Origin of the sequence: Paenalicyclobacillus ferrooxydans (assembly GCF_001399675.1) — a bacterium.
In the GTDB taxonomy this organism is placed as follows: Bacteria; Bacillota; Bacilli; order Alicyclobacillales; family Alicyclobacillaceae; genus Alicyclobacillus_B; species Alicyclobacillus_B ferrooxydans.
In genome coordinates this window covers 31090-45267 of the sequence record NZ_LJCO01000046.1, presented here as the reverse complement: position 1 = coordinate 45267, position 14178 = coordinate 31090, and the positions used below count along the sequence as shown (strand labels likewise).

Genomic DNA, 14178 nt, shown 5'->3' with positions numbered 1-14178 from the left:
GGTGCAGCTTTGGCCAGGTATGGGGAACCGAAACAGTTGCTCGTCGCAAACGATCAGCGGAACGAAGATGTGGTCACGGGCCGCATTATGACCGGGCGCCTTGGCTATTACGTGCGCATCGAAGGAGCAGGTCCCCCTGTGCTCTTATTACACGGGTTTACAGGCAGCCATCAGAGCTGGGATGAGGCAGCAAAGTGGCTGCGGCAAAGGTACACGGTTGTTCGACCAGACTTGCCCGGGCACGGTGCGTCCGTTGTCGGCAAGAGTCAATCGTGGTCCATGGACACAGTCGCTTTCAGCTTGTTCCGGATGATGCGCGAGTTGGGATTTCCGACGTTCTCTGTGATTGGGTATTCGATGGGTGCGCGAGTTGCCCTTACCATGGCGGCCAAAGCCTCTGCCAGGCTTGATACGTTGATTGTGGAAAGCGGATCGCCGGGGCTTGAGAACCCTGATGAGCGGACGAGTCGGGCCGAAGCCGACAATGCGCTCGCTGACCATATCGAAGCAGTTGGCTTGACTGCCTTTGTGCATGAGTGGAGTACCATGCCCTTGTTTGCGACGCAACAACGACTACCCGAGGAAGTTCGGAAAAAGCAACGGAACATCCGCTTCTCACACTCGGCATCTGGGCTTTGCGCGAGCCTTCGCCATATGGGAACTGGAGCTCAGGCGCCGGTGTGGAGAGAGTTACCGGAGATGCGGCTGCCAACATTACTCATCACAGGTCAAGATGACCCGAAGTTTCAAGCGCTGGCTCGTCGAATGCTGTCGCTTCTGCCGTCCGGAGAGCATCAGGAGGTTCCAGACGCCGGCCATGACGTCCACTTGGAACAACCGACTGCATATCTGGAAATTGTACTTACGTTTCTAGATGCGCATACTGATCGAGAAGAGGACTCGCACTTTTCAACTCATGGCACCATGTTCGGTGATGACGGCGAGCAATAGGCATGTGATAGGCACAGAAGCGGTATGTGATTGTCCCTGAACCATGAGACATCGTCTGGCGAGTGGGGAACATGCGACAGTATGTGATTACTAAGGTGGGTGACAAGGTGACGAAAAAGCTCTATCTGTCTTGGACCGGAGTTGGACTGGCAATACTCCTGGCTACCGGTTGCGGTACGCATGGGAACGCCGCAAATGCATCTACGCTCAAAGCGGCAAATCAGACCTCCGGAGATACTGCAACGACCACGGGCATATCTGTCGGCGCTGATGCACCTGATTTCTCATTGACTAAGCTGAACGGACAAGCAACAGTTTCACTGAAGGACCTGCTCGGGTCAAAGCCGATTATCCTAAATGCGTTTGCCTCTTGGTGTGGGCCTTGTAAGCAAGAAGCCCCCGATCTTGCATCACTTGCCAAACAATATGAGGGTAAGGTGAGTGTCATCGGGATTGATATGACAGCAGAAGACAGTGTATCCGGGGCCAAACAGTTTGTTTCGGACTATCATCTGACGTTTCCTATTTTGTTGGACAAACAGGGGGCATTCCTGTCCCAATACCAACTCGTCGGTTTTCCAACCACCTTTCTCATCAGCCCGGCGGGTAAGATTGAAGCCGTGCATGTTGGCATCCTGACAAAATCTCAGATGCAGAGTCTGTTTCAACAAGCTGTCCAGACCAAAGGCGTGTAGCTGTGTCCCGTAAGTCAGTCGCGAATCAGAAAGGGGGAGGGGCGGCGGCCGCACGTGCTGGCTTCACCACGCCAGGAGATTCGCGGCATTGGACTTCAACCACATCTTTGCGTCCTCATAGTTTGGGCAGAAATTCCTGACGATTCGCCAGAACGCAGGCGAGTGATTTAACTCAGTGAGATGGGCAAGTTCGTGGATGACGACGTAGTCAATGACCCACTCAGGAGCCTGAATCAGTCGCCAGTTTAAATTGATATTCCCCGCCGAACTGCAACTACCCCATCGTGTCTTTTGGTCCTTGAGTCGAAAATCCTGATACGACACACCCATCGTGCGTGACCATCGTTGCAAGCGGTCAAGGAAATCGCGCCTTGCTTCTTGCTTCAGCCAGGTAATGATGGTCATTCGCGTCTGACTGGTCAGGTCCTCACCGGGGATTGCCGCAGGCTGTGTAATCTCAATGACGCTGCCGTTCTGTTGGACGCGGATGCGGTTTGATTCTGTGTTGGTGACGTGGCTCAGCTCGTATCCTCGGCCATGTACAAAGACCTGTCTTGGCGGTAATCTCCGTACACCACCACTTGGCATTTCACTGGTCGTACGGTGTTGAATCTCTTGCCACTTTTGGACGAGCCATTTTTGGCGTTTCTCTACGAATTCATAGATAGCGGTCTTCGATAGAGAATGGGGCACGCGCAGAATCACTCGAGACGGGTAGACTTCCATGGAAACCGTCTTCTTTCGACGGGTACTCGGTATGATCTCGATAGCGACCGGGATGTCTTTAATTCGGACGTCTTTCGGAATTCTGTCGAACAATGCGCTCAACTCCACAAAAATTTGGTAAACTAGACAAAAATAGTAACGGACTCCTGCTGAACGTTGACGGTAACCGTTATTTGTCTGCCTTGGGGGGAGGGGACTACCCTGTTTTACATCATATCCGAATCGACGGGTTCTGAGGTGAATCAGTTTATTCTGAATTTCTGGCTGATGCTTCCGTGTGGTAACCCCCTCGGGACAGGGACACGTGGTACACTGTTCGTACTTGGCCGAAGGCAAGGATACATAGACGACGCGGTGTGAAACAAGAAGACGTGACAGGTGACGTGGTTGGAGGGAATCGGTTGGAGACCATGAGCAGCGCATTAAAGACAGCGGACGTCATTGACGGCCTGACAGCAGCGATTGAAGAAATGCAGCGGATTATCGTTGGCCAGGACAAAGTGTTGAGGCACGCTCTAGCGGCCTGTTTGGCTGGAGGGCATGTACTTTTTGAGGACGTGCCAGGTACAGGAAAGACCACCTTGGCGGCTACGATGGCAAAGGTGATGGGTCTGCATTTTACACGCGTACAGGGGACACCAGATTTGCTTCCCAGTGAGCTTGTGGGCACGATGGTGTTTCGTCCCGACAAGGCTGAATTTGAATTTCGAGCAGGACCGGTTTTCACACAAGTTTTACTGATGGACGAAGTCAATCGTGCGACACCTCGAACTCAGTCTGCATTGCTTGAAGCGATGAGTGAGCAGCAGGTGACGGTCGATGGCGTAACACGCAGGCTCGACGCACCTTTTTTCGTGATGGCGACGGCAAACCCGCTTGAGTCGCAAGGGGTATTTCCCTTACCGGAGGCACAGCTTGACCGCTTTCTAGTCCAATTGAGACTCGGTTATGTGAGCCTCGAAGATGAGCTGGAAATGGTCCGGAGAATTCGATTGCGGTTGCCGATTGATCCAAAAGCCGTGCTAAACGTTCAAAAGGTTTTAGAGGCTCGAACGGTGACCCGAAATATCTACGTTGCGGAAGATCTGATTCACTACATTGTGGAGTTGTGCAGGGCTTCCCGGGTACATGATGAGATTGCACTTGGGGCAAGCCCTAGGTCAGTGCTGTATTTAACTTCGTTTTGTCAGGCACTTGCCCTTTTATCCGGACGTGACTATATCCTTCCTGACGATGTCAAAGAAGCCTGGCTTCCAGTCATGCGGCACCGGATGGTGCTCCGTTCAGGTTGGAATGCGGACGATGGCGTGAACGGGTCGCAGGTTGATGACATTTTGAATGATGTTTTACATTACGTCGCCGTGCCGACCGAAATCGAATACGGGGCACACGAGTGAGATGCTGTACTTTCCCCTCATCCTGGCGTTAGTCGTGTGGTTCTGGCCTGCCATTTGGTTTCGTGTCGTGCACAGCCGGATTGAAGTCGATGTGACCCTGGCTAAGAATGCACTCGAAATTGGGGAACCTGTTTTGATTCACGTAAGGGTTCTGAATCGATCGTGGCTGCCTTGTCCGAATGTGTCGCTCTCGCTTGAATTACCGGTTGGCTTATCTGCAGAGGCAAACCGGAAGGTGTATGGCATCACTAGGTCGACCTTTTTGCTGATGCGGCAGGAAGTGACCTTTGATGTACATTGCTACGGCTGGAGCCGAGGTCTCCAGGATTTGCATCATCGGGAGGTTGTACTGCGCCTGAACGAGGGATTTGGGCTGAAAGAGCTGTTCGTCCGACGCGAAATTCACGGTGCGGTGATTGTCTTTCCAGAACGTTTGTCGGGGAGTCAGTCGACACAAGCGATGCGGGATTTGAACGGAGAGATTGAGCGGGTCCGTTGGTTACTGCCTGATGAAGTATTACTGCGCGGCATACGGTCTTACGCGCCAGGAGACGCATTTAAACACATCGCCTGGCAAGCGAGCGCACGCACCGGATCGTGGATGACAAAACAGTTCTCATCTTCAACGGACATATCCGTAGGCATTATCCTGGATGGCCAGTTTATCAGTCCACACTGGCTTGGAACAAAGACCGAGTTATTTGATGAATTATGCGCTGTGTTGAGGGTATTTACGGAAGAAAATGAACGCGACAGGGTGCCCATGTACTTTGCGTCCAATGCCATTCACCCTGGAAGCTCAAAGAAACAGTGGTATGGAAGGCAGCACGCAGGGGCTATCAAGTACATTACAGGCGCAATGCTTCCGTATACCAACGGGGACTTCGAAGGAATGTTTAAGCAGTGTTTGGCTTACATGCCAAAGGACGCACCTCTCGTCATTTTTACCGCATTTCTAACAGAGGCTCAAGGGAGCCTCCTTGCCAGGGTCGCGAAGGAACGTCATCTGTACGTGGTGGCCCCAGCCAACGCAACCCTGCCAGCACTTGGGGGCGTCCAGCGCAGCCTGTTTACGAGTCATTCTGACGATACCCTCCGGTCAGCCGCAGGAGCAGCGATTTCACCGAATGGTGAATGGTTTCATCAGCAGAGGGAAGTGACAGGGGTATGAGTGCACCGACGCAGACCTATCGCCAAATGGCATCGAGACGGCAGCGTTGGCTTCTGATGTTGCTCGTCATTCCCGTCCCATATGTCCTCTACACTACGGTTTTAGACACAAGCCAGACCAGCCCGTCCGGTTGGTTATTGCCGTTTGTGTTTGTGCTCATCACTTTACTTATCCTTGGGTTGCTGGTGGACCGGGGAGTCGGCGTGCGGTTCGTTTATGTGACCGCACTGGTCTGTACGTCGGTCGCTGAAGTGCCCTGGCTGACCGACTCAGCCCATCCGGCGGACTTGTGGGCCTACCCGTTGTTGATCCTCAGCATCGTGTACCGGTTGCACCGCTTGGTCAGTGCCGTGTCCCTCATCGAGGAGAACCGTTCGTCGTTTGTGTTTGAGCTGATAGGGATTGCGATTTCCACACTCTTCATGCTGATGGTGCGGATGAACGGCGGCATCCGTGAGTGGCTCGTTTTTGTGATGATTGTCGGGCTGGCGATGCGGATTTATGCGATGTGGAAGGCAGAGCGCGCAGAAACAAACTCGCAAGGTGCCAAAGGGAACTTTGCCATCATCTTGGCCGGGACAATTGCAGCACTGTGGTTTGGCCCGAGGTTGCGGTATTGGTTGCTTTTGGCACTCGCTGGCGGCGGGGCAGTCATCAGCCTGCCGTTTCTCTACCTTCTCAATGCGCTGTTGCCGAAACATTTACTGGCTAAGGGACTGCAACAGCAGAATCGGAAGAGCCAATTGCTTAACTCTCTCGCCCATCAGCAACATCCCACTGCATCCGGACATTCATTTGCCTGGATTCTCAAGGTGTTCTACGTCATTGCCTTTGTGGCTGCAGTCGTGCTTGTCTGGCGCTTGTCGAGAAAGCAGCTTGACCAGGTGGACGACAAAACCACCGATGGTACAGTGACGATCCGACGAGGGCGGCTTCATTCCACGCCACACCGCAGTTTTGTTGAAACGGACAATCCAGTGCGACGAGAGTATCAGCAGTGGCTTGATATGGAGGATAAAGCAGGGCACCCGATTGAACTCAGCGAGACACCTGCTGAGTTCGAAGAAAGGCTGGAGAAGTTAGCGCGGGAGGGGCATTCCACGCGATGGAAGGGCGGACTGACCCGTGCCTACGAGCGCGTTCGCTACGGGAGGTCAAGTGACAGAAACAGCGAATCGTGAAGGAACTCGTCAAGTGTGGGAATCAAATCATGCGTTGACAAGGTCATGCGATACTAAATTGTAAAGCGGCGCCGAGGGATGAAACCCGGGCGCCGTTTGTTTACGATAACCGTCAGTTGTGCAACAACCTTCAGTTTAATAACGCCGAGGCCGGTGTTATTTCTCTGTGAGTTGGCGGTAGCTTCCATTGTAATACATGAGTGGAACTGCAGACGAATCTACGCTTGCGTGCTCGACTTGCCCGATGTAGATATAGTGGTCTCCGGCATCCACTTGCTGTGCAATCGTACATTCCAAATAGCCAAGGGTATCATCCAACAAGGGCATCCCGAGTTGGCCGAGACGGTAAGAGACCCCGCTGAACTTATCGTCAGTTCTTCGTGCAAAATGATTCGAGAGATGGCTTTGTGCATCGGTAAGGATATTCACGGCAAAGGCTTTCGCCCCTTGAATCGCAGGGTTTGCTGAAGACCCTTTATCGACGCAAATCAGAATATAAGGCGGGTTCAACGAGACTGAACAAAATGCGGATACGGTTAGACCATTCAGTTGATCTTTATAGGCTGTTGTTACAATCGTGACGCCGCTGGCGAATCGTCCCAGTGCATGGCGAAATTGTTCTTCAGTTACGGGCATGCCGTGACCTCCTTTAACGCGTGTTGTCTCCAGTCTGGGTCACACGCCTCAGCAAATCAAAATCTATTGTAACAGAAAATGAACGTCTTCACCCACGCAGTTGGTACACTAGAGCTTCAGTACCAAAGGGATTAAGAGCGGCACCAGTGCAGAAACCAACACACCGTTGACAAAAGCGTACACAACTCCTGCAGTAGACGCTCCAGCCCTGCGAAACAGCGGCAGAGTCGTGTCCATCGTGGTTGCTGCACCGAGAGCTATGGCGCCTGGTGTCCACATCCATCGGTTTAAGAGCGGGATCGCGAGGAACCCTAGTACCTCTCGAATGACATTGGAGAGAAAAGCGATGGTGCCTGACTCTGGACCTGACAGTTGATTGACTAGCACGGCGGCGAGCGAGTACCAGCCGAGACCCGCTGCCGCAGCAAGGTTGTCCAGTAGGCGGCCGTGAACCAGTACCGTTGCGAGGAGACCTCCGAGCAGGCTGCCGAAGACAGCATTTACGGGAAAGATGAACATTCGCCAACTCGCCTTTTGAATATGTGTCCAAAACCGCGGATCGGTTCCGATTTCAAGGCCGATTCCAAGCAGCATCAGTGCAAAGACGGCATTTTGCCATCCATTTGGGATCCGGATCGAACCATCGGTCCGAAAACCTAAGAGCGCACCAATAATCAGCATGCCGATAATGAGGCCAGGAAGCCGCAGAATCGCAGCTGTAACCCTGGGTGTGACTGGAGGATCCGCTTCTAAATTGGCGACAGGGTCCACACTTTGGACCTGGTGTGTGTCTGCGCTGTCTTGCCATAGCCAGCGAGCTGTGAGCATGCCAAACAAAACAGAACCTGCCATCGATAAGACGGCAATGATACAGGCTCGATAGCCGAGAACCGGCAGGGCCGCGACTAAGTGGCGGTTGGAACCGAGGTCGTAGCCAAGCACGAAGACAAGCACTGCCAGACAGGAGGAAACCAGCCAATGCGTGCGACGCAACAAAGCCGTCGGCAACCAGTTGCGTCTGCCGACGGCCAAACCTCCAATGAAGGTTAAAACAAACCACCACATATCAGACGTCTTCGCGTCGCGTGGCGATTGTACGCACACCAGACTCCGGAACAATGAGCTGAGCTCCCGTCAGTTCGCGAACCTCTTCGAGTGTATGACCGTCTGCAATTTCGCGGATAACAAGGCCCTCGTTCGTGACATCCATCACGGCGTAGTCAGTAATGATGCGATTGACTACCTGTTTGCCAGTCAGAGGCAGGGAGCAAGTCTCCAGGATCTTCGGTTCTTTTTGCTTGTTCACATGTTCCATCGTTACGATGACGCGTTTTGCACCGTGTACCAGGTCCATTGCGCCGCCCATGCCCTTAACCATTTTTCCTGGGATCATCCAGTTGGCAAGATCGCCATTTTGTGCAACTTCCATTGCCCCAAGGATGGCGATATCAATATGGCCGCCGCGGATCATGGCGAAAGATTCAGCACTGTCAAAGAAGGCAGCACCCGGGAGGACTGTAACCGTTTCTTTACCCGCATTAATGAGGTCCGGGTCTTCTTCACCATCGTACGGGTACGGTCCAGTACCGAGCAATCCGTTCTCCGAATGCAACATAATGTGTACATCTTCCGGGATATAATTTGCGACGAGCGTGGGCATGCCAATGCCAAGGTTGACGTACATCCCATCCTGAATTTCAAGCGCTGCACGCTGCACAATCTGTTCGCGTGAAAGTGGCATCTGACTCGCTCCCTTCCATATGAGTCTCGTTGCGTGACTTGCCTTACGTGTATGAGTCATCGTACGGGTGAAGTGTTTTACGTACGCTTTCGGGTTGTCCTGCGCTCGATCCGCTTTTGGTACTGTGTCCCTAACACGACGCGCTGTACGTAGATACCGGGGGTATGAATCTGATCTGCATCGAGCATGCCGGGCTCAACAATCTCTTCCACTTCGACAATCGTAACCTTTCCGGCAGCGGCTATCATCGGATTGAAGTTTCGGGCTGTTTTCCGGTAGATGACGTTGCCAAGCGTGTCTGCTTTCCAGCCTTTGATAAGGGAGAAATCTCCTCGGATGGGCAGTTCAAGCAGGTACTCGCGGCCGTCAAAGGTTCGGACTTCTTTTCCTTCTGCAATTGGGGTACCAACGCCTGCAGGAGTATAGAATCCGCCAATACCAGCACCGCCAGCGCGGATGCGTTCTGCGAGCGTGCCTTGCGGGACCAACTCAACCTCAAGCTCGCCGCTTAAGTATTGACGCTCAAAGTTCTTATTCTCGCCGACATAAGACGAAACCATTTTTCGAATTTGGTGATTTTGCAAAAGTAAGCCGAGACCCCAATCGTCCACGCCACAGTTGTTACTGACACAAGTGAGGTTCTTCGTACCTCGTGCCTGTATCGCCGCAATCAGGTTTTCAGGAATACCAACAAGACCGAACCCGCCGACCAATAGGGTCGATCCGTCTGCGATATCGCGGACGGCCTCTGCTGCTGATGGGTAAACCTTGTTCATCTAACTCCCTCCCTGTGCAATTTTGATTCTCCGTAGACCTGCGCCGCGACTGCAATAGAGCAGGTGAGAGGTGTGTACATCTGTATGACTACAAACTCATTACTGCACAAAATATGAATGCATTGCAAGCGTTTTCTGGACTTGCAGGCGGCGACGTGTGTTATCGAAAATAGGCGGAGTATTTTGATAGAATCGCAAGAAGGTTTCGTCGACATATTATATGAAAAATAGACACAATATTACTAGATAGGGGTTGCTGTCGAAAAAGGGGGTCTTTTATAATGTTGGTTGTACTGGACAAAAATTCCGAACTCCAGAAATGGAGGCGGGGGACGCATTTTTGGGGCGAATCTGAATTTCAGATGGGAGAGCCCAATCCCTAGCCCGTCAACTAACCCCGCAGGAACAAAGGGGCAATGGTGTGAAATCCTATATTGGACTTGCTGCCGTCTCTCTCGCTGTGTGCATGTTCGTACCAACGGTTGCCTTTGCATCCACCACGGCGCAGGTCAAGTCTGGGGATACCCTGTGGGGGATTGCAGAGACATACCACGTCAGCGTCAACTCTTTGGAGCAAGTCAACGGTCTACATAGTTCGACGATTCGAGTGGGGGAAAAGTTACAGATTCCTGGAACATCAACTTCAGAACACCGAAAATCGTCAACTGCACTGTATTCGACATCTTCCCGATCTTCCCGGCGAATCGTTGTGGTCACGGTAAAGTCTGGCGATACCATCTCTGGCATTGCAAGCCGCTATAATGCTTCTGTCGCAGAGACACTGAAATTGAACGGACTCACATCAAGAAGTATCCTGCACATTGGTCAAAAACTAAAAGTGTTTGCCGGATACGTGGGTACCCACAGTTCGCGCGGTGTCAGTTCTGCAGCAGGCATTGGCCAAGAAGTGCTTGGTTTGAACATCGTCAGTTTTGCCAAAGAGTTCATTGGTACACCTTATCGTTGGGGCGGAGAGTCAACTTCCGGTTTTGATTGCTCGGGTTATGTGCAGTTTGTGTACGGCCACTTTGGGATCCACATCGGCAGGACCAGTTACGCACAGTATGATGAAGGTGGTCCAGCACCTGCTCGCTATCCGGATATCGGGGACTTGGTCTTCTTTAACACGGATGGCGGGGGAGCATCCCATGTCGGGATTTACGTTGGAAATGGTGAGTTTATCAACGCAGAGGATCGCGGCGTTCGAATTGACTCCCTTTCGTCCGCCTATTGGGGTGCACACTATATCGGTGCCAGGCACATCTGAGTCAATGAGAAAGAGGCCCCGCCACAGCAGGGCCTCTTTCTCATTCTATGTTTGCCTGACAAGTATTCACACGGAAAGTGGGTGTCTTCTTCACCGGCAGGTCGACGATTACATCAGCCAGGATACGTAGAAAAAAATTTAGGCCCAGACGTGCAATGATACCAATCCGATTGTGCCAGCAACCATAATTAAAGCAAATGCAGTTCCAACGCGTTCCGCGATTTGCCATGCCTTGTTGAAGGTCGCGATGGGATTTCGGGGTGTCTTTGTGACGTTCTCCTTCATTCCTTACACTCCTTTTCCAGTGTCAACACGACTATTCGTGTAGTCCATCTGTACTACCCATTTTACCATGTCGGTGAAGTGACTGGAATGGAGAAAATGTGAAGGTTGTGTCAAATTCTCATGTACTTGTCCGTACTGGTCTCTGAAATGATGAATGAGCTATGGATGAGCGTGGGAGTTCAAAGAAAGAACTGCTTCGGCCTGCGCCAAAGCAGTTTTCAGCAGCCATCTGCGTGTTTTATATGTTAACCGAGTGGAGACCTTTTCGGAAAGTCTCCGGCGCGCTTTGCATCCTCTTTGTTCGGAATGCGGTCGGGAGCGCCATTCAACGCATCCCCATGCACGTCATATTGCTCCATGTTTGCCTCTGTAGATGCCTTCAAATCGGTGATCCCGCTGCGGCGATAAGAATACCCAGGTGTACGGTGAGAGTTTTTCATTGACAGGCCCCCTTGTTTACCGGCTCATTTCCATCCCGTAGGTTGGCCTGATTGATACGGTTTATACGACCTTAACCGTTTGTACCACACGTGTGTCAGTGTGCTTGTTGCATGTCTGTCTGGCATTCTGGGCAAACCCCAAACCAGTCCACGCGGTGCCCCTGTACTTCCCAGTTTGCAGGCAGACCATCATAGGTTGGGCAACCGCGTACCTCTGTTAGCCGATGGCAACGCATGCAGATGACATGATGATGATGATCAGCATCGCAAAATGTATAGTAAATTGTGCCGTCAACGAGAAAAGGCACAGTCGCACCAACTTTGGTCAGAGCTTCAAAGAGACGATACACAGTGGTCAAACCGACGCTTACACCACGTTCCTGTGCAATTTGATGCATCTCTGCCGGGGTGACAATTCTCCCGATGTCGCGAAACTGCTGTAACAGGGCGAGACGTTCTTGGGTCATGCGGAAACCTTCACTCCGCAGCCGCTGCAACAGTTCATCCATTTATTTCACCTGCCTCTCGGGGTTGTCCGAGGCGTCGAATCAAGCACGCACAACAAAGGCTCTCTATAAAAGGTTAGGACGGCGCACGTGCAATGTCAACCAGTTACATCGACGATCCGGAAAACGCTCGTCCCCGTCACTTGTCTAACTGATGAGTACGCTTTGTAAGGACATTGGATGGACAAATACTGTATCAAATTGGCAGCGCCGTGCGGTTTGGGCCAAGTGTATCTTTGTGCTTGCGGTGCATCCTAAGGAGCAGGAGGGATGTACCTATGGATGAGGCAACGCGTGGAGAGAAGCTTGCCATCAGTTTTCCAGCGATTCTCAGTTTGTGCGGTCTCGTTGGATGGTCTGTCAAGATGTTTGCTGACTCACAAAAAAAACAACAACAATCATCGTCCCGGCAGTACGGACAATAAGGCCTTATTTATGCGAGGATGGTGGGGCCCGAAAAAACAGGCTCCAAAAAGGACCACTTGTCCATCACAGAACTAGTCCCAATTACATGTCATGTAGTACAACCTATGAAAGGGGAGATACTGCATGGCACAGACCGTAAATGGGGATCTATTGGTAACGGGCAGCGTCATTGCCTCTCAAAATGAAGTCGCCGGTAAAATTGTATCGGCAGGAGAGGATGTCGGCGCGGGTCGCGATGTAACAGCGATTCGCGATGTTGCGGCAGGGCAGAACGTTGTTGCAGGCAACGTGATGTCCGCCAACCTCGACATTGGCGCGGGCCGCGACATTGTGGCGCAACGGGACGTTGTAGGGAATTCTCATGTCGTTGTTGAGCAACAGCCGACATTCTTGGCAAGTTCTACAACGTCATTGCTGTATTACCTTACAACTCCTGCGAAACAGCCAGGATTAGTCCTGACTTCTACCACAGGTAAGAAGTACGTCCTCTATGTGAGCGACGGAAACCCAGGTGGTACACCGGCAACGACCATCCCTGTTCTGGCATTGGTTCCTCTAAAGGAAATGTGAGTGAAGTTTAAAAAAACCGTCCCTCAGAGGGGCGGTTTTTTTTTGATCAAACCTTGCCGTTGAAGCACCGCGGTGGGCGTTCTTGGTCTTCGCTCTAGAGACTGCTAGACTACACAACACATGTCATTTCTCAACTCGTCTGTAGACGACGAAAGCCCCTCAAAAGAGGGGCTTTACACCAAATCGATGGTGCGGTCAAGAGGACTTGAACCTCCACGGGCTTGCACCCACAAGAACCTGAATCTTGCGCGTCTGCCAATTCCGCCATGACCGCATATGATGTTCGCTGTGCCGTTGTGCGGCGACAAGAGCCATTATAGCAGGGGGCTCGCAGATGTGCAACACATAAATGGACTTCATTGTTGAACTGGATTTGCAGGTTCGCTCTTACCTTGCGACGATTCCGTTCTTACTTCGTAATGGTTTGTTTCTTACTTCATTTACTTCATTTACTTAATGGTCTGTTTCTTACTTCGTAATGGTTGGAAAAACACGTGAACGATTGTGGTAGACTCCGTTTATAAGGTTTTGGAGAGGATGAGCTTCACATGGACTTGCGTGTCACAAAGATGCACGCACTCGGCAACAACTATATTTATGTAGAGGAGCAGGAAGTTGCTGACCTGCACGAACAGTTCGCTCAGTTGGCGATAGACATCAGTGACGTACGCAAAGGCATCGGATCGGACGGGATGATACTGATTGGGCCGTCGAATGTCGCAAACGTCCGGATGCGGGTGTTTAATGCCGACGGCTCGGAAGCTGAAAACTGCGGGAATGGGCTACGCTGTGTTGCAAAATACGCGTATGAGCAGAAACTGGTTTCTGGTCCGTCGTTTTCGATTGAAACCAAAGGAGGCGTGTTTGCTGCTGAAGTTTATCCGAATTCGGAGGGAGCGGTCGAGCGTGTTACTGTGAACATGGGACCTGTCCGTTTGGGAACGAAGACGATTCCCTTTTCTGGTCCGAGCGCTGAAGGTGAAGAGGTTCAGATTCAGACAGACGATTTGGTATTGCGTGGGACCGTGGTCTCTGTAGGAAATCCGCACTTCGTTGCCTTTGTCGAGGATGCGAAAAACACAGACGTTGCAACTGTCGGCCCTGTCGTTGAACACCATCCGTGGTTTCCTGAACGGATTAACGTCGAATTCGTTACGCCGATAAGCCGAAGTGAACTAGACTTTCGGGTATGGGAACGTGGCAGTGGGATCACTTATGCGTGTGGCACAGGGGCCTGCGCCAGTGTAGCAGCAGGGGTCCACAAGGGCCTTCTTGACGAAACGGTTCGGGTTCATCTTCTTGGTGGCGATCTCGATATCGAGATCCGAGACAGTCAGATCTGGATGACTGGCGAGGCGAAACACGTGTTCTCTGGCGTTTACAGGTGGCATGGAATACACGGCTAAGTAT

At 51.9% G+C, this 14178-nt stretch carries 17 protein-coding genes, 1 tRNA gene and 1 riboswitch; of the genes, 9 read left to right on the top strand and 9 right to left on the bottom strand.

Annotated elements, in window-relative coordinates:
• Nucleotides 1–9 precede the first annotated feature (9 nt).
• Entirely contained in the window at nt 10–951 is a 942-nt protein-coding gene (menH, locus tag AN477_RS11055; RefSeq protein WP_054969221.1) for a 2-succinyl-6-hydroxy-2,4-cyclohexadiene-1-carboxylate synthase, read from the top strand.
• Between the two features lie 107 nt (nt 952–1058).
• Nucleotides 1059–1646, top strand: coding sequence for a TlpA family protein disulfide reductase (locus tag AN477_RS11050; protein ID WP_054969220.1), 588 nt, complete (start codon nt 1059–1061; stop codon nt 1644–1646).
• Between the two features lie 63 nt (nt 1647–1709).
• On the opposite strand, the gene AN477_RS24485 is transcribed toward AN477_RS11050, so the two are convergent.
• A complete protein-coding gene (locus AN477_RS24485; RefSeq protein WP_054969219.1) occupies nt 1710–2465 on the bottom strand; it encodes a M48 family metallopeptidase in 756 nt (251 codons plus the stop codon).
• Nucleotides 2466–2728: 263 nt separating this feature from the next.
• On the opposite strand from AN477_RS24485, the gene AN477_RS11040 reads away from it, so the two are divergent.
• Genes AN477_RS11040 through AN477_RS11030 form a run of 3 tightly spaced genes read left to right on the top strand, consistent with a single transcriptional unit; the run spans nt 2729 to nt 6121 of the window.
• Nucleotides 2729–3769, top strand: a complete 1041-nt coding sequence (locus AN477_RS11040) for an AAA family ATPase (RefSeq protein ID WP_245631791.1) — start codon at nt 2729–2731, stop codon at nt 3767–3769.
• 1 nt (nt 3770) lies between these two features.
• A complete protein-coding gene (locus AN477_RS11035) occupies nt 3771–4940 on the top strand; it encodes a DUF58 domain-containing protein (RefSeq protein ID WP_054969218.1) in 1170 nt (389 codons plus the stop codon).
• Nucleotides 4937–6121 (top strand): DUF4129 domain-containing protein, encoded by a 1185-nt coding sequence (locus AN477_RS11030; protein ID WP_054969217.1) that lies wholly within the window; start codon nt 4937–4939, stop codon nt 6119–6121. The genes AN477_RS11035 and AN477_RS11030 overlap by 4 nt, the downstream gene beginning before the upstream one ends.
• A 156-nt stretch (nt 6122–6277) precedes the next feature.
• On the opposite strand, the gene AN477_RS11025 is transcribed toward AN477_RS11030, so the two are convergent.
• The 4 genes from AN477_RS11025 to AN477_RS11010 form a co-directional block, all read right to left on the bottom strand.
• A complete protein-coding gene (locus tag AN477_RS11025; protein WP_054969216.1) occupies nt 6278–6757 on the bottom strand; it encodes a flavin reductase family protein in 480 nt (159 codons plus the stop codon).
• A gap of 108 nt (nt 6758–6865) precedes the next feature.
• A complete protein-coding gene (locus AN477_RS11020; protein WP_054969215.1) occupies nt 6866–7822 on the bottom strand; it encodes a LysO family transporter in 957 nt (318 codons plus the stop codon).
• Nucleotide 7823: 1 nt separating this feature from the next.
• A complete protein-coding gene (locus AN477_RS11015; protein ID WP_054969214.1) occupies nt 7824–8498 on the bottom strand; it encodes a CoA transferase subunit B in 675 nt (224 codons plus the stop codon).
• 77 nt (nt 8499–8575) lie between these two features.
• A complete protein-coding gene (locus AN477_RS11010; protein WP_054969213.1) occupies nt 8576–9274 on the bottom strand; it encodes a CoA transferase subunit A in 699 nt (232 codons plus the stop codon).
• A gap of 294 nt (nt 9275–9568) precedes the next feature.
• Nucleotides 9569–9695: riboswitch (cyclic di-AMP (ydaO/yuaA leader) on the top strand.
• Between AN477_RS11010 and AN477_RS11005 the strand changes: the two genes are divergently transcribed.
• The gene (locus tag AN477_RS11005) at nt 9696–10541 is read left to right on the top strand and encodes a C40 family peptidase (protein ID WP_054969212.1); all 846 of its coding nucleotides are present in this window, start codon (nt 9696–9698) and stop codon (nt 10539–10541) included.
• A gap of 138 nt (nt 10542–10679) precedes the next feature.
• Here the strand turns inward: AN477_RS11005 and AN477_RS24480 are convergent, their stop codons facing one another.
• The 3 genes from AN477_RS24480 to AN477_RS10995 form a co-directional block, all read right to left on the bottom strand.
• Entirely contained in the window at nt 10680–10826 is a 147-nt protein-coding gene (locus tag AN477_RS24480) for a hypothetical protein (RefSeq protein ID WP_157061912.1), read from the bottom strand.
• Nucleotides 10827–11071: 245 nt separating this feature from the next.
• Nucleotides 11072–11266: a hypothetical protein gene (locus tag AN477_RS11000; protein WP_054969211.1), complete on the bottom strand. Its 195-nt coding sequence runs from the start codon at nt 11264–11266 to the stop codon at nt 11072–11074.
• Nucleotides 11267–11361: 95 nt separating this feature from the next.
• Complete coding sequence (locus AN477_RS10995) at nt 11362–11775, bottom strand: Fur family transcriptional regulator (RefSeq protein ID WP_054969210.1); 414 nt, start codon at nt 11773–11775, stop codon at nt 11362–11364.
• Between the two features lie 275 nt (nt 11776–12050).
• Here AN477_RS10995 and AN477_RS24475 point away from each other — a divergent pair, with 275 nt between their 5' ends.
• A complete protein-coding gene (locus AN477_RS24475) occupies nt 12051–12197 on the top strand; it encodes a hypothetical protein (RefSeq protein ID WP_157061911.1) in 147 nt (48 codons plus the stop codon).
• 124 nt (nt 12198–12321) lie between these two features.
• Nucleotides 12322–12768, top strand: a complete 447-nt coding sequence (locus tag AN477_RS10990) for a hypothetical protein (protein ID WP_054969209.1) — start codon at nt 12322–12324, stop codon at nt 12766–12768.
• 187 nt (nt 12769–12955) lie between these two features.
• Here the strand turns inward: AN477_RS10990 and AN477_RS10985 are convergent.
• Nucleotides 12956–13042, bottom strand: a tRNA-Leu gene (locus AN477_RS10985).
• Between the two features lie 274 nt (nt 13043–13316).
• On the opposite strand from AN477_RS10985, the gene dapF reads away from it, so the two are divergent.
• Nucleotides 13317–14174, top strand: a complete 858-nt coding sequence (gene dapF / locus AN477_RS10980; protein WP_211265998.1) for a diaminopimelate epimerase — start codon at nt 13317–13319, stop codon at nt 14172–14174.
• Nucleotides 14175–14178: the final 4 nt, after the last annotated feature.